The organism is Sulfuricurvum sp., assembly GCF_028713855.1.
Lineage (GTDB): Bacteria > Campylobacterota > Campylobacteria > Campylobacterales > Sulfurimonadaceae > Sulfuricurvum.
The window spans coordinates 33,846-53,565 of sequence record NZ_JAQTNN010000001.1 but is presented as its reverse complement, the minus strand read 5'-3'; the positions used below and the strand labels follow the sequence as shown (position 1 = coordinate 53,565).

The 19,720-nt window shown below is 44.9% G+C and carries 17 protein-coding genes; 6 read left to right on the top strand and 11 right to left on the bottom strand.

Going from position 1 to position 19,720, the window contains the following annotated elements; all coding sequences use genetic code 11:
* Positions 1-129: 129 nt before the first annotated feature.
* From PHI47_RS00310 to PHI47_RS00290, 5 genes are read right to left on the bottom strand one after another with little or no spacing between them, the layout of a single operon-like run.
* Entirely contained in the window at positions 130-2,376 is a 2,247-nt protein-coding gene (locus tag PHI47_RS00310; protein ID WP_366882310.1) for an endonuclease MutS2, read from the bottom strand.
* Complete coding sequence (gene murC / locus PHI47_RS00305) at positions 2,363-3,673, bottom strand: UDP-N-acetylmuramate--L-alanine ligase (RefSeq protein WP_299932261.1); 1,311 nt, start codon at positions 3,671-3,673, stop codon at positions 2,363-2,365. The genes PHI47_RS00310 and murC overlap by 14 nt, the downstream gene beginning before the upstream one ends.
* Entirely contained in the window at positions 3,670-4,134 is a 465-nt protein-coding gene (locus PHI47_RS00300; RefSeq protein WP_299932258.1) for a hypothetical protein, read from the bottom strand. Before PHI47_RS00300 ends, murC begins: the two co-directional genes overlap by 4 nt.
* Complete coding sequence (locus PHI47_RS00295; protein WP_299932255.1) at positions 4,131-5,267, bottom strand: succinyldiaminopimelate transaminase; 1,137 nt, start codon at positions 5,265-5,267, stop codon at positions 4,131-4,133. The genes PHI47_RS00300 and PHI47_RS00295 overlap by 4 nt, the downstream gene beginning before the upstream one ends.
* A 56-nt stretch (positions 5,268-5,323) precedes the next feature.
* The gene (locus PHI47_RS00290; RefSeq protein ID WP_299932252.1) at positions 5,324-6,118 is read right to left on the bottom strand and encodes a polysaccharide deacetylase family protein; all 795 of its coding nucleotides are present in this window, start codon (positions 6,116-6,118) and stop codon (positions 5,324-5,326) included.
* A gap of 157 nt (positions 6,119-6,275) precedes the next feature.
* On the opposite strand from PHI47_RS00290, the gene PHI47_RS00285 reads away from it, so the two are divergent.
* From PHI47_RS00285 to PHI47_RS00260, 6 genes are all read left to right on the top strand, one after another.
* Entirely contained in the window at positions 6,276-6,737 is a 462-nt protein-coding gene (locus tag PHI47_RS00285) for a MarR family winged helix-turn-helix transcriptional regulator (RefSeq protein ID WP_299932249.1), read from the top strand.
* Positions 6,734-7,864, top strand: coding sequence for an efflux RND transporter periplasmic adaptor subunit (locus PHI47_RS00280; RefSeq protein WP_299932246.1), 1,131 nt, complete (start codon positions 6,734-6,736; stop codon positions 7,862-7,864). Before PHI47_RS00285 ends, PHI47_RS00280 begins: the two co-directional genes overlap by 4 nt.
* A gap of 96 nt (positions 7,865-7,960) precedes the next feature.
* Positions 7,961-11,092, top strand: a complete 3,132-nt coding sequence (locus PHI47_RS00275) for a multidrug efflux RND transporter permease subunit (protein ID WP_299932243.1) — start codon at positions 7,961-7,963, stop codon at positions 11,090-11,092.
* Positions 11,085-12,524 (top strand): efflux transporter outer membrane subunit, encoded by a 1,440-nt coding sequence (locus PHI47_RS00270; RefSeq protein ID WP_299932240.1) that lies wholly within the window; start codon positions 11,085-11,087, stop codon positions 12,522-12,524. The genes PHI47_RS00275 and PHI47_RS00270 overlap by 8 nt, the downstream gene beginning before the upstream one ends.
* A 394-nt stretch (positions 12,525-12,918) precedes the next feature.
* Complete coding sequence (locus tag PHI47_RS00265) at positions 12,919-13,119, top strand: hypothetical protein (protein ID WP_299932237.1); 201 nt, start codon at positions 12,919-12,921, stop codon at positions 13,117-13,119.
* A 124-nt stretch (positions 13,120-13,243) separates the two neighbouring features.
* Positions 13,244-13,702: a c-type cytochrome gene (locus PHI47_RS00260; protein WP_299932234.1), complete on the top strand. Its 459-nt coding sequence runs from the start codon at positions 13,244-13,246 to the stop codon at positions 13,700-13,702.
* Here PHI47_RS00260 and PHI47_RS00255 read toward each other — a convergent pair.
* From PHI47_RS00255 to PHI47_RS00230, 6 genes are read right to left on the bottom strand one after another with little or no spacing between them, the layout of a single operon-like run.
* Complete coding sequence (locus PHI47_RS00255) at positions 13,699-14,376, bottom strand: ThiF family adenylyltransferase (protein ID WP_299932231.1); 678 nt, start codon at positions 14,374-14,376, stop codon at positions 13,699-13,701. The genes PHI47_RS00260 and PHI47_RS00255 overlap by 4 nt on opposite strands.
* Positions 14,373-16,361, bottom strand: a complete 1,989-nt coding sequence (locus PHI47_RS00250; RefSeq protein WP_299932228.1) for a sensor histidine kinase — start codon at positions 16,359-16,361, stop codon at positions 14,373-14,375. Before PHI47_RS00250 ends, PHI47_RS00255 begins: the two co-directional genes overlap by 4 nt.
* A gap of 1 nt (position 16,362) precedes the next feature.
* Positions 16,363-17,154, bottom strand: coding sequence for a carbon-nitrogen hydrolase family protein (locus PHI47_RS00245; RefSeq protein ID WP_299932225.1), 792 nt, complete (start codon positions 17,152-17,154; stop codon positions 16,363-16,365).
* Positions 17,154-17,348, bottom strand: coding sequence for an exodeoxyribonuclease VII small subunit (gene xseB, locus PHI47_RS00240; RefSeq protein WP_299932222.1), 195 nt, complete (start codon positions 17,346-17,348; stop codon positions 17,154-17,156). The genes PHI47_RS00245 and xseB overlap by 1 nt, the downstream gene beginning before the upstream one ends.
* Complete coding sequence (locus PHI47_RS00235) at positions 17,345-18,442, bottom strand: homoserine O-acetyltransferase (RefSeq protein WP_299932219.1); 1,098 nt, start codon at positions 18,440-18,442, stop codon at positions 17,345-17,347. The genes xseB and PHI47_RS00235 overlap by 4 nt, the downstream gene beginning before the upstream one ends.
* An 8-nt stretch (positions 18,443-18,450) precedes the next feature.
* Positions 18,451-19,716 (bottom strand): O-acetylhomoserine aminocarboxypropyltransferase/cysteine synthase family protein, encoded by a 1,266-nt coding sequence (locus PHI47_RS00230; RefSeq protein WP_299932214.1) that lies wholly within the window; start codon positions 19,714-19,716, stop codon positions 18,451-18,453.
* Between the last annotated feature and the right edge of the window lie 4 nt (positions 19,717-19,720).

Below are 19,720 nucleotides of genomic sequence, written 5' to 3'. Positions count from 1 at the left end.
TAGCAAGATATTTTGTCATGCTGAACTTGATTCAGCATCTAAAGTGTATATTAGATCCCGTATCAAGCACGGGATGACGGAGAAATGGATTACGAAGCACCCTTCGACTAACTCAGGACGAACGAATATTTAAAGACGAACAATCTTCGCCCCAAATCCACCCAAATGTTGAGGAGCATCGACAAAGCTTTTCACACTCGGATGAGCTTTTAGAAACTCTTTGACGGCATAAGAGAGTTTCCCCGTTCCGATCCCGTGATAGATAATAACCTCATCAAACCCCTGCAAAAGGGCATCGGAGAGAAATTTATCCATCCGCTCGCACGCCTCTTCCCCTCGTAGACCGTGAAGATCGAGTTTGAGACCGCTTTTTTGGTCGATCTGTGAAGTCACGGTGACCTTGGGCTTTTTCGGGAGGTTACCACTGGGTTTAAGATCCGTAAGTTTGACCCGTAAACGCATCCCCTCCACCTCGATCATCGCATCTTTGGCTCCGACACTCACGACCGTTCCCCGCTGAGTGCGGTATTTCACGCTCTGCCCTATTTCGTATTTGATCGGTTCAGGTTCGGCGATTTTGATCGGTTCAGGTTTAGGGAGTTTCGCCTGCGCCTTGTTGAGCTGACGGTGGATTGCCGCCATATCCATCCCCTTAGCCGCCTCTTTAGCTTCACGGATTGCTTCATCATAACCTGTACGAAGTTTCGCTTTCTCGTGATCCAGCTCGGTTCTGAGATACTCCCGCGCCTCTTTGAGATCGCGCTCTTGCGATTTGAGCGATTCGAGTCGTTCGTCTACTTCGCGGTTTTTCCGTTTCAGCTCACGCTCCAACTCACTCCCCCTCTCGATGAGGACGCTCAGTTTTTCGTGGTTTTCACCGTAGAGCGATTTGGCGCGGGTGATGATGGCGGGGTTGATCCCGTAGCGTGACGCCGTCTCGAACGCATAGCTCTTACCGATCACCCCTTGTAAAAACTCATAGGTCGGAAGTCGCCGCTCTTCGTCATACAACGCCGCCATTAGCTCCACATCATCTCGATCCGCCATTAGTGCGGCGAGACGTTTGTGGTGGGTGGTGACGATGATCTTCTGACCCCGTTTGATCAGCTCATCGAGGACAATGGCAAAGAGTGCCGCCGCCTCGTCGCTGTCGGTTCCCAGCTCGATTTCATCGACTCCGACGAGGGCGCTTTTATGCTCGAAGAGATGGCTAAACTGCACCATCCGCCCTGCAAAGGTGGAGATGTCGTTGCTCACGCTTTGGGGATCGTCGATGACCGCTTCGATCCGCTTGAAACTACCGATGCGCGATTTGTGAGGGTTAATCTTCATCGGGATGAGATATTTCGCCATCAATGCCGCCGAGAGGAGCGATTTGAGGAGCATCGTTTTACCCCCAGCATTAACCCCCGTAATCATCAGGAGATTGGAGCGAAAATCGACGCTGATCGGTTTGGGTTTGTGGATGGCGGGATGGGAGAACTCTTCGAGGACGATGTCGGTGTTGTTTTGGGGTTTGAGAATCGCAAAATCCCTCGCTCGGGCAAACAACACCCGCGCTTGATAGTGATCATATCGGTCGAACTCACGGTCAATAAATCCGATAAAAGGGACAAGATTAGAGAGTTTCGCACTAAAGCGCTTGGCATATTCATAGAGCTTCGTTTCCCGCTCCTGCAACACATAACGCAACTGCTCTTTGGAACGGAGCACCGAATCAGGGGCGACGTAGAAAAATCCCGCCCCCGTCCGTCCGACGACTGAGCCTTTCAGGACGTGGTTAAATCCGCCGCGCACCAACAAACACTCTTCATCGTTGATGTAGTGGATTTGGGTGTCGACGAGATAGGGAGTGAGCTTTTGAGTGTGAAAGAGCCGTTTGATCGACTCGTTAATCTCCGTTTTGATTGCTTTGATCCGCTGTGCGATTTTATGGAGTTCCTCGTCACGGGATTCGATGAAGTTCCCCTCATGATCGAAATACTCATCGATCTCACTGAACACTTCGGGGATGATAATCGTCTCCATCCATTCGCCGATAAGGCCTGCGAACTCGTGGTTACGCATCAATCTAAAATAGCGAACCACTTTGAGGAGTTCATGGATCTCTTCGAAGCGTAAAACCCCCTGCTTTTTGAGGTGGTTGATGATAGATTCAAATCCTACGCTCTTGGGCGGGGCTTTGAACTCCAACGCATCGAGGGCTTGAATATAGCGGTAGTGCCGTTCCTGATCTCCTGGGATAGCGATATTTTGTTCACGGGAGAAAAACTGCTCTAATGAGGTGATATGAGGGAGAAGATCAAGCTTGCCGAAAAGCTCGGCGAGGTTGGAAGAAAGGGAACTCATTGAACGCACAATCTCACTTGGTTCCACGAAGCTGATAGGTCAAGTCCCCTGCCCCGAATCCAACGATGAGATCGTGATCGTACGTTTGAACCACGGCATCGCCGATGATCGATTCGATGGTATCGCCTGCGCGGTGAAGTTTGTCACTCATCGTGAGGTTATAGTGTCCGAAACGACCTGCAAAATCGATCTCACGTGGCTCTTCGCTCGCCGCCCATACAGGGAGGATAACGAGTTCAGCACACCCTTCGAAACACGCGACAAACGCATCGAGGTTATCGATAGTACGAGAGTATTTGTGCGGTTGCCAAATGGCGATGATACGTTTGAACCCTTTGAGTTCTGCATAGATTTTGAGAGATTCCATTGTCGCTTTGATCTCGGTCGGGTGGTGGGCGTAATCGTCGATGATAACACGGTCTGACCCTTTGAAAATCACGTCGAACCGTTTTTTGATCCCTTTGAAATGGAGGATATTCGCACGGATAGCCGCAACACTCATCGTCTGAGCCGCCGCTAAAATCGCTAACGACGCATCCATCGCGATATGTTCTCCGAATCCCCACACTTCGAATTCACCCATATTTTTAAGGGTAAAGCGGGTGTAAGGCTCATCATCGAGGAGGGTATAGCGGATGTTAGAGATATCCTGACTCGGATAGAGACGGATCGCCTCACACTCCAATGTCGCCATAAACGGATCTTCCGCATTGATCACACGGATCGGTGCCATCTCGACGAAATGGCGGTAGGCGTTATGAAACTCGTCGATGTTGTAGTGGTAATACTCCATGTGCTCCGGCTCGGCGTTGGTGACGATGGAACAGTACGGGTTGGAGTTGAGAAAACTTCCGTCGCTTTCATCGGCTTCGAAGAGCATCACGTCGGTGCTTCCGTCATATCGGACATTGGAGCCGAAATCTTTGGACTCCGCACCGATGATCGCACTTCCGCTCATGATCGAGGCTAAAATCGCCGTTGTCGTACTTTTACCGTGCGCACCGCATACTGCGTAAACTTTTTTCTCTTTGAGGATACGCAAGAGTGCATCACGACGGTGCAAAACGACGATCCCTCTGTTTTTAGCTTCGATCACTTCCACATTCGTGTCACGAATAATCGCCGAGTGGATAACGAGATCGCACTCCTGCGGGATGTTAGCCGCATCATGTCCGATGGTGACCGTGATACCGCGATCAAGGAGACGTTGGGTAATGTGGGTTGCTTTCATATCCGATCCGCTTACCTCGTGGCCGCTAAAACGCATGTATTTTGCCAGACCCGAAATCCCGATCCCGCCGATCCCGATGAAATAAATTTTCATGCTCCGATCTCCTTTTTGAAAAAACTGATATAAAATTTCCCGCCGTTTTGGGTTGCAAGCATATCAACATACTCGTCGATAAAATCATCAAACGGGATTTGTGCATCGCAAGCGGCACGATGGATTGCCATAGCTTTAGTAAAAGGCTCGTCATTGGTGATTCCGCCGATAACTTCGAACAAGGCACTTGCATCGGTCGCACTTCCCGCACTGTAATGCTCGATCGCGTATTCGTACAAGGCTCGAAGGGTCGCAAAATCCTGCACTTCATTCATATCGAGTTTTTCGAGATTTTCCAGCGCATTCGTGAGACGCTCCAACGCCAAATCGAGAATATTGGCATAATAGGCCATTAACGTATCTTCATCAAAACTCTCATGGACTTGGGATTCAAGAACGTACAACGAGGCGATATCCCCCTCACTTTGCGCTTGGAAAATTTTATCTTTTAACTCGTTCATGACAATGCCTCCTTCAGGCGATTAAGTGCTTGTATAGTGCGAACCGTCTCTTCGACGAGGGCTATACGGATATAGCCGATGCCGGGATTTTCACCGTTTGCATCTTCACGTGCCAAAAACTCTCCCGGTAATACCTTGACGTTATAGTCACGATACAATCTTTGGGTAAATTCGAGTGCGTTAGGTACTTTGAGCCAAACATAAAACGTCGCATCGGACGTTTCAATACCCAAAATTTCCTGCGCCGCTTTGAAGTTTTCAGCATACACCGCGCGGGCACGTTCTACATGATACTCGTCCGCCCATGCCATCGCCGAAGCCGCTTGAAGCGGTAGAGGTGAAGCGCATCCAACGTAGGTGCGATACTGTGCATACCCTTTTAAAATCTCCGCGTCCCCCGCAATAAATCCACTGCGAAGTCCCGGTGCGGAAGAGCGTTTGGAGATCGAATTGATGACGAGGACATTTTTAAATGAGGTATTACCGACATATACCGAAGCTTCGAGAAGCGAAGGGACTTTTTCAGCCGTATAGATCTCACTGTAGCATTCGTCGTTGATGAGACAGAAATCGTGTTTGAGGGCAAGTTTTACCCATTGTCCCAGCTCTTCGAGGCCGAGAATCGATGCCGTAGGGTTGTTCGGGAAGTTCAAAATCACGAGATCGCATTCAGCGAGCTCAGCTTCATTAATGATCGGTTTGAAGCCGTTTTGTTCCGTCAAATTGAGGTGAATTACTTTTGCGCGTGATGCAATCGCCGCCCCTTCGTAAATCTGATAAAACGGGTTGGTATACGCCATGACTGGCTCTTTTTTATCGAACAAATAGTACTGAGGGAAATTAAAGAGCACTTCTCTGGTCCCGAATGAGCTGACCAATTCATCGGCTTTCAATTTTACCCCGAAACGGCGTTCGACGAAACCGCGCATCGAGTCATTCAGGTATGCTTCACCCGCCGTTTTCGGATAGCGGCGAAGCTCTTCGGAGTGCTTACAAATCGATTTTTGGATAAATGCAGGGGTCTCGAACTGCGGCTCACCGATGGTCAATGCGATCGGAGAATAGGCACTATTGGGGGTAATTCCCTCTAAAAGGGAGCTGAGTTTTTCAAATGGGTACGGTTCAAAATGCAAAGGACGGTCTTTATAATGGAATAGTTGCCTATATTATAGCGATAAGAGTCTGTAATTTAATACTTTGCACCCTCTTTTTTACCTTTGGGCATCCGATCTTCGCTCCCGTCCACCATTCTCTCGAAATCTTTGATCGTGTGTTTGCTGATAACCATATAACGCCCCTCAGTCATCATATTAGCGCTTGAAGCAGCATGCTTGCGATCAATTGTAAACGCCGCCGCATATCCCGCTCTCTTAGCATCGATGAGTAATGCATCATCGTAAATCCCAAACACCCATGCGAGATATTTGATCTCATGTCCCATATTTTCTTCAAGTTTTTTCTTCGCGCCGCCGAGCTGTTTGTCGACAAATTTGGCATACTCTTCGCTTGAGAGTTTTTTCTTCTCATGTTTGAAATTCGGATGCCAGTAGGTATGTGACTCGACACGGAAGAGTTTCGTCGTCTCAAGCTCGCGTAGCTGTTCCCACGTCATCGCATATTTGGCGTTAGAAATCGCACTCGGGTAGATAAAGAGAGTAACAGGAATTTTGTATTTTTTGACCATTGGAGCCATATCGCTGTAGACGCTTTTATGTCCGTCATCTACCGTAATAACAACCGATTTTGCAGGGATTGTTTTCACTTTACCCGATAAATAGCCCATGGCCGTATCGAGAGAAACAACCGTATACCCGTGCGTTCTAAGCCACTCCATCTGTTCCGAAAACGAAGAGTTTTTGATCGTCATCGAATCAGCAACCTCAGCACCAAAACGGTGATAACACAAAATCGGAACTTTTTTTTCTAATCCTGCACTCCACAACGAGCCTATCAACATAAACACAATTACTATAAATCGAAACATATTTTTTAAAACCCTTGTTATATAAAAATCGGCGGATTATAGCGCATATCATTAGCTTAAGTATTAACATTATTAACATATTGCTCTTGACTTTCAGTACCCAAATAAAATAGAATTCGATCAATTAGTTGCATATTCAACTATTTAGGAGAATTTCATGAATCGATGCGAATGCCCGACCGAAGAATCATTGGGATGTATGACCAATCATTCCGCTATGGCCGCACGCAACTTTCTCACTCGTCAACTTGCCTTACACGGAATCGATATGACGATTGAACAGTTTAAAGTGATGGTCTTTTTATGGAAAGAAGGGAGCTCAACCCAACAAAATATTGCTGATTTTGTCGGTAAAGACAAAACAAGTATTACCCGTCTGATCGTAGGATTGGAAAAACGCTCCCTTATTCAAAGAGCAATAGCCTGTCAGGACAAACGGTGTAATCTTGTCACCCTTACTCCTCAAGGAATTGCTTTAGAAAAACCAACGATGGCTGTTTTAGCTGAAGCAACTTGCTATATCCATCGAGGGATTGATCCCGAAGAACTTGCCATTACTCTACGCGTCTTAAAACAAATGTGTCTCATGCTTAATTACACCTCAAAGGAATCCGAATGAATCGTCTAACCACTATCGCCCTATCCAGTGCTCTAATCATTGCCATGAGCGGATGCGAACGCCCCAAAGCAAAAGGGATGGAGAAACCGCCGGAAGGTCCGGTTCCCGTAACGACTACCGAAGTAAAAGCCGGTAATTTTCCGGCTGTTCTGCGAGCAACAGGGCAAACTCAGGCCTTTAATACCGTACAAGTTTTCGCTCGTGTAAACGGATACCTCCAAAAGCGCTCCTACACTGAGGGTTCAGCGGTAAACAAAGGAGATACATTATTTGTTATCGATCCATCGGATTTAAAAAATTCTCTTGAGAGTGCCAAAGCGGCCTATGAACTTGCATCCGCCAACTACACCAATGCCAAAGCAATCTTAAACCGAATCAAACCGCTGGCACAGGCTAACGCAGCTAGTCAGCAAGAACTCGATACCGCAACTGCCAACGAGCGAAACGCTGCTGCGGCACTATCTGCGGCGAAGGCATCCTTGGAACAGGCAAAATTAAATCTCAGTTATACCGTAATCAAAGCTCCGATGAGCGGATTTGTCGATAAATCCAAAATCGATGTCGGTACTTACGTCGCCGCCGGAGCAAACGGGTTACTTACAACACTCTACCAAACCGATCCGATGTACGTTAACTTTACTTTTAGCGAAAACGAAAAACTTGCCCGACAAAATGCGATTGCCGCAGGTAAACTCATCGCACCAAAAGACGGTAAATACGAAATCGAGCTGATTCTCAGTGACGGTTCACTCCTAGCACGCAAAGGAGAGATCAATTTTGTCGCACCGTTCGTTGATTCGACCACCGGAAACATCACCTATCGCGCCGTGATCGACAACAGTGATCATAAACTTCTCCCGGGACAGTTTGTCCAAGTCAAAGTCAAAGGGATGGAGTGGAAAAACGCCCTATATGTTCCTCAGAAAACGCTTTTAACGGGTGAAAAAGGGAAATTTGTCTACGCCATCGAAGCCAATAATACGGTTAGCCCAAAACCGGTCATAGCAGGAGAATGGGTCGGTGAGAATATCCTGATCGAGAGCGGTGTTTCGGCAGGTGATAAGATTGCTGCCGACTCCCTTCCTAAACTCAAACCGGGAGCGGAAATCATTCCGAGCGGCAAATAAAAACTTCTGACTCGTCAGAGGCAAGCTTTAGTGCCATAGCGGCCAGCGTAGCTACAGGGATTTTATTCCTGTAGCGTTCAAATTAAGGTATAAGTAATGTTTAGTAAATATTTTATCAACCGCCCTATTTTATCAACTGTTATCGCAATGATGATCATGTTGCTGGGATTTGTGGCGATTAAAACGCTCCCTATCTCACAGTTGCCGAATCTCACCCCTCCTACCGTTGTCGTCTCGGCACAGTATCCGGGTGCCGATGCGCAAACCATAGCGAACAACATTCTCACGCCTCTCGAATCTCAAATCTCGGGAGCAGACGGGTTGATGTACATGTCTTCCAAAGCGGCAGCCCTTCCGGGGAGCGCTACGATCACCTGTACGTTCAACATCGGAGTCAATCAAGATTTGGCAGCCGTTGACGTTCAAAATCGAATCAACTCCGTTATCGCGCAACTTCCTCAAACGACCCGTGATCTTGGGGTAACCGTACAGAAAAAAACCTCCGATATTTTGCTGATCGTGGCTATCACCTCACCGGATGGAAGCTATGATGCAACAGGGATCAGTAACTACATCTCCGCCAATCTCCTCGATGAGGTTAAAAAAATCCCCGGTGCGGGGAGAAGCCAAATCTTCGGTCAACGTGATTACGCGATGCGCGTATGGCTCAATCCTGACAAAATGGCATCATTGGGAATAAGTACTTCCGAAATCGCTACGGCGATCAAAGATCAGAATCTCCAAGTCTCACCCGGGCGTTTAGGTCAAGCACCGACGAACGATGAGCAAATGTGGACACTTCAGCTTACCTCAAAAGGACGTTTTTCGACTCCGGAAGAGTTCCGGAATATCATCATTCGCTCAAAAACCGATGGTTCTATGATTCGGCTTAAAGATGTTGCACGTGTTGAACTCGGGAGCCAAAACTACGAATTTTTCGGACGGGTCAACGGTAAACCGGCAGCAATGATCGGAATTTTTGCCGATACCAATGCCAATGCACTCGATACCTCTGCCGCCGTCGCCGCCAAAATGGAAAAACTCTCCAAAAAATTTCCTAAAGGGATTGAGTACAACATCCCCTACGACACAACCGATTTCGTCAAAATTTCGATCGAAGAGGTTGTCTTTACGCTTCTTGCATCGATCGTTTTGGTCAGCTTGGTCATTTATCTCTTTTTACAAAGTTCCCGCGCCGCGATGATCCCGATCCTCTCAATCCCGATCTCTCTCACGGGTGCCTTTATCGGGATGTATCTCTTAGGGTATTCGATAAACACCCTTACCCTTTTTGGGCTGGTACTCGCCATCGGAATTGTCGTCGACGATGCCATCGTCGTTATTGAGAATATGGAACGGATACTCCAGCATGAGAAGCTCTCTCCTCGTGAAGCGGCGATCAAGGCGATGGGTCAAATCTCCGGTCCCGTTGTCGCCATCGTCCTCGTTATGTGTGCCGTCTTTATCCCTGCCACCTTTTTGGGAGGTATGACGGGTCAGCTTTATAAACAATTCGCCGCAACCATCGCGATCTCCGTCGTATTCTCAGGGTTTATGGCACTCACCTTTGCTCCCTCTATCGGTGCCCTGATTCTCAAACATCATGAGAAAGAACCGGCTCGCTTTTTCCGCTGGTTTAACCGTAAATTTGCAAATATGACCGATAATTATGTCCGCCGATCCGGTTTCATGATTCGCAAATCATTTATCTTTTTGATTATTTATCTTTCAACCTACTTTTTCATCGGATTTTTCCATAAAACCCTTCCAAGTGCCTTTTTGCCGATGGAAGATCAGGGATACTTTATCACCAGCGTCAACCTTCCTGAAGGGGCCACGGCCAACCGTACCTTAGAGGTTGTCAAACAAGTAGAAGCGATTCTTGGGAAACAAGAGGGTATTTACAAATACACGGCTATCACAGGGCTTAACATCCTTACCTTTTCCCAAGAGCCCAACTCCGCCGTTATTTTTACCCGACTCAAACCGTGGTCAGAGAGAACAACAAAGGAATTGGCAGTTTTTGGTATCCTAAATTCGCTCGGTCCAAAACTCGGTAGTATCAAAGAGGCAAAAGTATTCGCCATGCCTCCGCCGTCGATTCGCGGTATGGGACCATCCGATATGTTCAGCCTTCGACTCCTGCAACCGGGCAGTAATGATTTTAACTCCCTTGCTGATGCAACCAACGCATTTGTCGCTGATTTGCGCACCGAGCCGAGTATGAAAAATCCGATGACGACGATGAATATTAACACTCCGACACTCTCTATTGAAGTAAATCGTGAAAAAGCGAAGATGATGGGACTCTCCATCAGCGATGTGTTCCAAACACTCCAAGCGACAATCGGAACGATGTATATCAACCAGTTCGATAAAAACGGAAAAACCTACTGGGTACAGATGCAGTCCGATTCACCCTATCGTGCAACCCCTGAGGATATCGGACGTGCATGGGTCCGCTCTTCCAGCGGTCAGTTGATCCCTCTCTCTTCCGTTGTCACAGCTAAAATGTCGAGTGCACCCTCGTCGATCGAACACTTTAACGGTGTTCTCTGTACTACGGTTATGGGTTCACCTGCACCGGGATACAGTTCAGGTGATCTGATCAAAATTTTGGAAGCCAAAGGGGATAGTGTTCTCCCCTCCACTGTAAGCTATGACTGGGAAGGGCTATACCTCCAAGAAAAACTCGTCGGTTCCAAAGCACTCATGATCATGGCATTTGCGTTGGTAATGGTCTATCTTATCCTCGCGGCATTATATGAGCGCTGGACATTGCCAATTTCGATTATGCTCGCCGTACCGTATGGTATTATGGGGGCATATACGGTAGTATGGTTGATTCCATTTCTCAATAACAACGTCTTTTTCCAGATCGGATTGCTTACACTTATCGCCCTTTCGGCAAAAAATGCGATTTTGGTCGTCGAATTTGCCGAAGAGCAACGACACAGCGGCAAGAGTATTTATGATTCAGCGATGGAAGCGGCACGTTTGCGTTACCGTCCGATGATGATGACTTCTTTTGCCTTTTTGGCAGGGATGTTGCCGCTCATCTTCAGTTCCGGTGCCGGAGCTGCGGGACGCTTCTCGATCGGGGTAGCCATGTTTGGCGGGATGCTGGCGGCAACCTTTATCGAGCGTTATTTCATCCCGTTCTTGTATTATTGGGTTTCAACCATCAAAGAAAAAATTGCCCCGGACAAAGGAGCTATCCATGAATAACTATACGCTAAGCCTTGCCGTTCTATCTTCCCTCTATTTGGGAGGATGTGCGATCGGCCCTGATTATGCACGGCCTGAAATTATCGTTCCTGATACATTTAGCTATAACGATACTAACAAAACCGTTACAAACACGATGGATACACAATGGTGGAAACAGTTTAATGATCCAAGTTTGACACAATCGATAGAAAATGCACTCTCCGCAAACTACGATATCCAAGCGTCCCAAGCATCCGTAGATGCTATTTTGGGAAAATTTGATCAGGCCAAATCGTATCTCTATCCTCAGATTAATGCGTCCAGCTCATTGGATCGGAAATCGGTTGATAATGCTTCTACCGGTGGTTATCAGCTCCGAGAAGGGATCACATCGACCTATGCCGGATCGTTATCGCTAGCAAGTTATGAGATTGACTTGTTTGGAAAAGTACGCCGTGCTAATGAAGCGGCCCGCGCAACACTTCTTTCTACACAATACGCTTCACAAACACTCAAACTCTCCATAGTATCCAATGTTGCGGCATCTTATATTAAACTCTCATCGATTCAGGGACAAATCGCTTTAGCACGTGAAAACGCTACAGTCACTCAGGACATTGCTAACCTTAATGAATTTAAATACAAACACGGTGTTATTGCTGAGAGTGTGTTGCTCCAATCGCTTTCAGAAGTAGAAAGTGCTAAAGCTACCTTATCCCAACTCGAAGCGACCAAGATTGCTGAAGAAGCAACTTTCAATCTCCTCTTAGGGCGTAATCCGTCGAAAGTCACGGTGTCAACATTAAAAACCATTGCTCTTCCTGACGTCCCTGCTGCCTTGCCGTCTGATATTTTAAACAAACGGCCTGATATTGCTTCAGCAGAGCAAAACTTGATTGCAGCGAATGCCCAAATCGGTGTTGCTCGAGCCGCATACTTCCCCAGCATTAAACTAACAGGAATGTTGGGAGTTCAGAGTATGGAATTAAGCAATTTCGTTTCTAATCCCGCAAAAATATGGGAGATTGCACCCTCTGTTAGCATCCCTATTTTTTCAGCAGGTTTAATAGCAGGACAAATCAAAACCGCAGAAGCAGATCGAAACCAGACCCTTGCCGTGTACAAAAAAACCATTGTGAGTGCTTTTAACGACACAGACAATGCAATCGGGCAAGCTTCTAAAGCTAAAGAGCAGATTACATTTCAAACAGCACGTGCAGCAGCAATACAAAAAGCGCTTATGCAAAGTAAACTGCGCTATCAAGTCGGAACAATCGCCTATAGTGATATGCTCTTGGTTCAGCAACAATGGCTGCAAGCATCTCAACAGCTACTCATTGCCAAACAAAACGCTCTCATTTCGACTATCGCCCTCTATAAAGCGTTAGGAGGAGGGTGGAATCAGGAGCAAACACCTCCATTACCTAATTTCCTTCCCGCCGGACGTTAAAACCTCTAAGATTAATTATTACTACTCTCAGAGTAGTAGTATATTTTTCAAAATACAAAATTTATTTACTCAAAAAGGGTAAATTCTAATCGTAAAAACAACCTTTTCCCTTAACCTTAAATGCCTCTGAAAAGACAACCATAGGTAAACAGAGCTCAAAAACCCAAAAAAACTAAGATTTTATCTTTAGATTGTCACCGATTATCCCCTTTATTTGGTTAATTTGATAAAAATATAATCTTTTAGAACCCCCTATTTTAGGGACTTCTAAAAAATATTTGTAAATTTACTCAAAACCACTTGACAAGAATGGGGGGAGTAGTGGTATACTTCCGTCATATTTTTTAAGGAGCCTTACATGATGAAAATCGTTTCTGCACTACTTTTAGCTGCAATGTTTATCGGATGCAGCGATGCTGCTAAAACTGAAGAAGCTGCTGCACCAGTAGCTGAAGCTGCTATGCCTGCTGAAGAAGCTGCACCTGCTGCTGACGCTGCTGCACCTGCTGCTGACGCTGCTGCACCTGTTGACGCTGCTGCGCCTGTTGACGCTGCTGCGCCTGCTGCTGACGCTGCTGCAACTCCTGCTAAATAAGTTTTTACTTAGTATGAGTGTTTCGCACTTCGGTGCGAAACTTTCCCGTTTTACTTCTCTCTCTTAAAACAAAATCAATCTAACTTATCGTAAACTGTCCTAAATTATTTTAGGAGTATTCTTTATGAAAACTTTTCTTCCCATTCTTTGTTCCCTTCTTTTAATTGGATGCAGTGATTCTACACAGACAGAAGTAGCGACTGCAGTACCTCAAACAACAACCCAGTCAATCGTTCCAGCATTAGAAGCTAATGAAAGTTCAACTCCTGTTACAGAACCAGCCAAAACCACATCAGCACCTACAATAGTAAAGGCCTCTGTCACTACGGAAACAGCTTCTGTTGATGGCGGAGGATTATTTGGACAGAAATGCGCTGCCTGTCATGGAAGCAAAGCAGAGAAATCAGCATTAGGGAAGTCACAAATAATTGCAGGATGGAAAGAAACTCAAAGTAAAGATGCTCTAAAAGGGTACCAGTCCGGTACATATGGCAAAGAGATGAAAGCTGTTATGCAAGGTCAAGCCAAAGGGCTTAATGACGTGCAAATCGACGCATTAGCCAAATATATTTCTACCCTTTAAGCTTCACATTTAGGTAACGCGAATTTCTGCGTTACCAGTTCTCCTTCATTATTAAAGAAAAGATAATACAACGTGTCTTTTTTAACACTAAGCCCTGCTAAATAGCGTAATGCCAAGTTTGCCTGAAGTGATGCAATATGCATGACAATCGGCGCAGCAATCCCGGCAGGAGTTTTCTGTGTAATCTTAAAAAGCTCATTAAACGAGGCTTCCTCAAAAAAGCACACCTGACCGTTAAATGCTTCAACCGATCCATAAAGCCATGGTAAATTTTTACCTTTTGCATACATATTAATTGCACCGCGAGAGGGAAGGTTATCGGTAGCATCAATAATTAAATCTACTTCTATATTTTTTTGGGTAAATTCATCAAAATTACAAACGTGCGCAAATGCTTTAACATAAGGACAGCGTTCTTCAATCAATGTTGCACATACTTCGGCCTTGTATTTCCCTTCATCCCCCATTTTAAAAGCAATCTGGCGATGAATATTATGCAGACTCACTTCATCAAAATCCACCATATGGATCTCTCCGATCCCAGATGCACCCAGGGCAAAGGCTAACGAGCTTCCAAGCCCGCCACTACCAATAATCGCAATTCGTTTTAACTGAAGTGACTTTTGTGTCTCTTCTCCCCATAATTGAACTTGACGGTGGAAATAATGTATCATACGTTTCTCCTGTGAATATCATCGTTAATAGGTAATGCCTGTCCCTCTTCCCCTAAAAGAAAAATAATAAAACGGACTCCTCCCGGAATATTTTCTACCGTTATTTTACCACCAAAACTCTCTTCAATAATATATTTAGACATATGCAATCCTAACCCGGTTCCATATTCCGGATCTTTTGTCGTAAAATAGATATCGAAAATTTTCTCCATTACATTCGGAGGAATCCCTCCTGCGTTATCCTCTACACTCACTTTTACACCGCTACCATCATCTTCAACGTTTATATTGATTTTTCCATCCGTTATCCGTTGTTCCACAATCGCATCATGTGCATTTTTAATCAGATTCATCAAAACCTGAAGCATTTCATTTTTGGCAATATTTACTTTATGCGATGATGAAATATTCAAATCCGTTTTAATCTTTGCATATTTTAAAAATACGTCACTAAGCCGCAGTGCATCCAGTGCCAAATCCCCAATATCTTCAAGTGATTTGGATTTATCGGTTTTGTAAAAATTACGGAAATCATCGATCGTTTTAGAAAGATATTGTAAATGTTCATCAACACTCTCATGACTTTTTTCAAAGCAGAGGTCATCGCATACCCCAAGTTTGTGCTTGACATACATATCTTGATTGATGAGGGCCAGAGTATGCAACGGTTGACGCCATTGATGGGCAATTTGTTCGATCATCTCCCCCATGGCCGCCAGTCTGGATTGCTGTACGAAAAGACGGTCTTTAAGGCGTGCTTCATTCAAGGCTATCTCAACTTTTTCTCTAAGCATATCATTGAGCCGATTGAGCTTTCCGATGTATTCGCGCTGTAAAAGATAAACCCGATCTGCAAGAGCAAGGGAAAGAAAAATCATCTCAATTGCCGATCCGATCTGCTGTGCATGGTTTACACCGTAAAAAGTAGGAATCAAATCAAATTTATTAAAAGCAAAAATGATGGTTGCAATTAAAAACGAACTCCATCCGGCAACATAAAAACGGGCAGCTCTGTACTCGTGTCGCATAACAGCCAATCCGGCAATCAACAAAATAATCGGTATCAACGAAGCTAGAGCAGCATTGATAGGAATAACATCTCCATAGGGAAATATCAAAGATGCTGCTGACATCAACAGACTAATCACCATAACAAAAACAATCACTTTATCTGTTTTGGGTGAGTACAAAGGGGTATTTAAAAAATGGCGGCTAAAATAGAGGGCACAAAACGCGGTAAAAGCAATCAATGCACTCGATCCATGATCAATCAACCACCGTGTATCTCCCCAAATATATTTGATCCCTAGACCGTCAAATGAGAGTTGCCAAAGGATAAAAGAGACGATAAAAAGGATGTATCGGAGATAATTACGGTCTCTAGTATATACAAATAGAACTATGTTATACAGTAGAACAATAAAAAAGATACCGTAATATATCCCCACAAACAAATTATTCTGCTCAATATCTTCCGTGAGACCACTGGAGGGAAGTATCAAGAGAGGCAGCTGCATCGAGCTTTGCGTTTTAACCCGTATCAATAAAGTTGCATTCGCAATATCATGAAGAGGAAGCTCAGAAATAAAATGATGAGATGCAATTTCACGTGAGGCAAAAGGTTGAGACGTCCCCATCCGTTGGTGTTTGATCAAATGATCATCGGGAGCAATAAGATAGATATCAATTAGCTCTAAAAGAGGATAATCGATTTTCATCCACCAGCAGATGTCGCCGGAAGAAAAGTTTTGAATATCCATTTTAAACCAGTATACGGATTTTGTAAATCCAAAGTTTATACTGTGTTCTTCATTATAGGGAGTAAAAGACTCATGTTGTACCTGCCGGTACGTTAAATTTCCCTGCTTATCCTCCATGTACGATATGGACTTCTCAACCGGGACCAACATATACTGATTTGCTGGCAAAAGGTAAGCATAAAGACTTGCGGTAAAAATAATAATGAGAAAAATTAACTTTTTCACCCTATTTCCGTTTTCGTAACGCCTCTTTAAACCCCCAGCCTTTTCGTGATTCGGTAAGACTTTTACGATCCAAGTCCATAATTAAAAGTTCTTCGGTATTCCCCAAATCTGCTTCTATTTCGCCATCAGGAGAGACAACCATTGAGTCACCGTAAAACTTCCATGCATGTTTCTCATCACAATATTCTCCAACGCGATTGGCACGCAAAATATAGCAATTGTGGGTAAACGCCCGTGTTTTAATCAACTCACGCCATCGGTTATGCGATTCAAATGTTGAAGCGCTCGGGATTAATACAACGTCGACTGCTTTTGCACTGACAGCTTCCCACAACGGATCAAAATGGGTCTCGAAACCGCCCATAACAGCAAATTTAAACCCTTCACACGCAAAAACCATAGGAGGCTTTACCGCCTCTATCGGGTTATTAAAAAACTTTTCTTCATTCCAGTGAGGGTAGTTGATCAAAAATTGCTGAGGATAATACATAACACTTCGTCCATTGATTTTTGCAATCATTTTAGTACACTCTTTTTTCTTCACCGTGACGATAGGAGCGACAAAGGTAAGATCGTATTTGAGAGCCAGTGCTTTTAGTGTTTCTATTTGATGTGTACTTTGTTCAGCAATCATACTCACAGGGGTTTGAATCAACTCTTTAAAAAATGGGTTTAAGAGATATTCACCCATTAAAATGAGTTTTACCCCTTTTTGACTCGCGACACGAGCATAATTTTCGAGTTTATTGCTCCCCATGCCGATGGAAGGAAGTTGGAGTATGGCTACGCGCATTATTGCTCCTGATTCTTGATAATTTGGATCTGCATTTGAGCGTTTTGGAGCATCGTTTCCGCAGCGCGGAGTTCTTTCATTCCCTCTTCATACGCTTTGACACTCTCGTTCATTGGTAATGCAGGATCCATCAGTTTTTCTAAAACTGCTTTAGCATTGCTAATCTTCGTCTCAAAACTTTCTTCGCTCTTCATAGTGCCTCCCGAATGTAATTCTCTATTTTATCAATTTCCACTAAAAAAGCGTCATGACCGTAATCACTCGTAACTTCTAGATAATCACTGTTGGTTTTCCCTAATGCTCGCATAGACGTATGTATCGCTTCCATCTCTGAGGGGAGAAAAAGAATATCTTTTTCAAACCCTACCAAATAAAGTTCGGCATTAATCTTATTCAACGCCTCTTCGAGTGAATCAAATCCCCGTGAGAGATCATAGATATTGATTGCTTTGGTGATATACAGATACGATAGTGGATCAAACCACTTTGTAAAGTTATAGCCGTTATATTCCAAATACGACTCGACCTGAAATTTGCCGAACAGCTCATACAAACCGTCCGTTCGTTTGTATTCACGTCCGAATTTTTTCTCCATTGACTGATGGGACAAAAAGCTGATATGTCCCGCCATACGTCCTATTGCCATACCTGAAAGACCGTTTTCATGAATCACCTCGGGATCATAATAGCCATTTTTAAACTCAGGATCTTTGAGGATTGCCTCTTGGGCTACTTTATTAAATGCTATCGCCCATGCTTGCGTTGCTGCAGTCGTCGCCATAGCGATGATCTTTTTGGCGAAATTCGGGAAATAGACAGCGAATGCGAGGGCTTGCATCCCTCCCATCGATCCTCCGATCACGGCATGCACCTGATGGATTCCCAAACGGTCAAACAAAATCCGCTGTGCTTTAACCATATCCAAAATTGTAACAACCGGAAATTTATAACGGTACGGTTCATTGTACGGATAACGAGGTGACATCGGCCCGGTTGAGCCGAAACAGCTCCCTATAACATTGGTGCAGATCACGAAAAATTTGTCGGTATCGACCGCTTTTCCCTGACCTATGAGTCCATCCCACCAACCACTTTTATTGTCCCCTTCATACGTCCCAGCCGCATGATGAGAACCTGTGAGGGCATGGCAAATCACAATCACATTATCCCGTGCTTCATTGAGCTCCCCGTACGTCTCATAAACGATGTCATACGGTTCCAAGATACGCCCGCTCTCCAAATAGAGAGGGTTGGTAAAATGCTCACTGTGAATTTGCAGATTTAACATAAGACCCTTTACGCGTTCAATGCCTGAGTTAAATCATCAATCAAATCGGACGATGCTTCAAGCCCGATGCTCAGACGAATAAGCCCTGATGGGACACCGCATGCCACTAACTCTTCTTGAGATAATTGCTGATGAGTTGTCGATGCCGGATGGGTAATGATTGATTTGGAATCGCCGATATTCACAACCAGTGAAAATAGCTTTGTAGCATCAACGATTTTTTTCGCCGCTTCAAAACTCTCCACTTCAAAACTAAGCAAGCCGCTTGCCATACCGTTATCAAAATAACGCTGTGCATTAGCATAATTGCTATTGCTTTTCAACCCCGGATAGTTCACTTTTTTGACCATCGGATGAGACTCTAAAAACTCTGCAACCACTTGAGCGTTACGTGAATGTTCACGCATACGAAGAGAGAGTGTTTCGATCCCTTGGATAAAAAGCCATGAGTTAAACGGGGATACTACTGCACCCAAATCACGCAAAAGCGAAAGACGCGCACGAAGGGTAAAGAGAGGCAACGGTACATCTACATAGACTAAACCGTGATAACTCTCATCCGGCTCATTAAACTGCGGATAGCGTGCATTTCCTTTGATCAAATCGATCAAACCGTTACGCTCAACCATAATCCCACCGATAGCAAGCCCTTGTCCCGTCGTATATTTACTAGCACTGTGAACTACGACATCGACACCATGTTCGAATGGACGGCAAAGGACCGGAGTCGCTACCGTGTTATCAACGATAGTGAGGATGCCGTGTTTTTTCGCAATCGCGGTAATTGCAGAAATATCAGCCACATCGATGCTAGGGTTGGTTAATGATTCAAAGAAAATCGCTTTGGTTTTATCATCGACCAGTGCTTCGATCTCAATTGGATTTTGCACATCGAAATAACGGGCTTGAATTCCGAAACGTTTTAACGTGTACGACGCTTGAGTCAATGTCCCGCCGTAGAGTTGACGGGCACAGATAATGTTATCTCCCGATTCAGCCGCATTGGCAATTGCATAAAAGATAGAGGCCATACCGCTTGCACCGGCTAAAGCTGCAGCACCTCCTTCAAGTTGCGCAAACCGTTTTTCAAAAACATCGGTTGTCGGATTATTCAGACGTGTATAAATATTTCCCAACTCTTTAAGAGCAAATAAATTTGCCGCATGTTCAACATCACGAAACTCGTATGCAGTCGTTTGATAAATGGGCACTGCCATCGTACTTTGAGAGTCTTTGTCATATCCTGCGTGAAGCGCTTCAGTTTGAAGTTGCATAATC

What these genes read in the sequence shown, in the direction of transcription:
- PHI47_RS00245 (WP_299932225.1), bottom strand. Translation starts at nt 17,154, where the DNA reads ATGCGCGTAGCCATACTCCAACTTCCTTCCATCGGCATGGGGAGCAAT.
- murC (WP_299932261.1), bottom strand. Translation starts at nt 3,673, where the DNA reads ATGAAAATTTATTTCATCGGGATCGGCGGGATCGGGATTTCGGGTCTG.
- PHI47_RS00280 (WP_299932246.1), top strand. Translation starts at nt 6,734, where the DNA reads ATGAATCGTCTAACCACTATCGCCCTATCCAGTGCTCTAATCATTGCC.
- PHI47_RS00265 (WP_299932237.1), top strand. Translation starts at nt 12,919, where the DNA reads ATGTTTATCGGATGCAGCGATGCTGCTAAAACTGAAGAAGCTGCTGCA.
- PHI47_RS00300 (WP_299932258.1), bottom strand. Translation starts at nt 4,134, where the DNA reads ATGAACGAGTTAAAAGATAAAATTTTCCAAGCGCAAAGTGAGGGGGAT.
- PHI47_RS00230 (WP_299932214.1), bottom strand. Translation starts at nt 19,716, where the DNA reads ATGCAACTTCAAACTGAAGCGCTTCACGCAGGATATGACAAAGACTCT.
- PHI47_RS00255 (WP_299932231.1), bottom strand. Translation starts at nt 14,376, where the DNA reads ATGATACATTATTTCCACCGTCAAGTTCAATTATGGGGAGAAGAGACA.
- PHI47_RS00290 (WP_299932252.1), bottom strand. Translation starts at nt 6,118, where the DNA reads ATGTTTCGATTTATAGTAATTGTGTTTATGTTGATAGGCTCGTTGTGG.
- PHI47_RS00260 (WP_299932234.1), top strand. Translation starts at nt 13,244, where the DNA reads ATGAAAACTTTTCTTCCCATTCTTTGTTCCCTTCTTTTAATTGGATGC.
- xseB (WP_299932222.1), bottom strand. Translation starts at nt 17,348, where the DNA reads ATGAAGAGCGAAGAAAGTTTTGAGACGAAGATTAGCAATGCTAAAGCA.
- PHI47_RS00270 (WP_299932240.1), top strand. Translation starts at nt 11,085, where the DNA reads ATGAATAACTATACGCTAAGCCTTGCCGTTCTATCTTCCCTCTATTTG.
- PHI47_RS00285 (WP_299932249.1), top strand. Translation starts at nt 6,276, where the DNA reads ATGAATCGATGCGAATGCCCGACCGAAGAATCATTGGGATGTATGACC.
- PHI47_RS00275 (WP_299932243.1), top strand. Translation starts at nt 7,961, where the DNA reads ATGTTTAGTAAATATTTTATCAACCGCCCTATTTTATCAACTGTTATC.
- PHI47_RS00235 (WP_299932219.1), bottom strand. Translation starts at nt 18,442, where the DNA reads ATGTTAAATCTGCAAATTCACAGTGAGCATTTTACCAACCCTCTCTAT.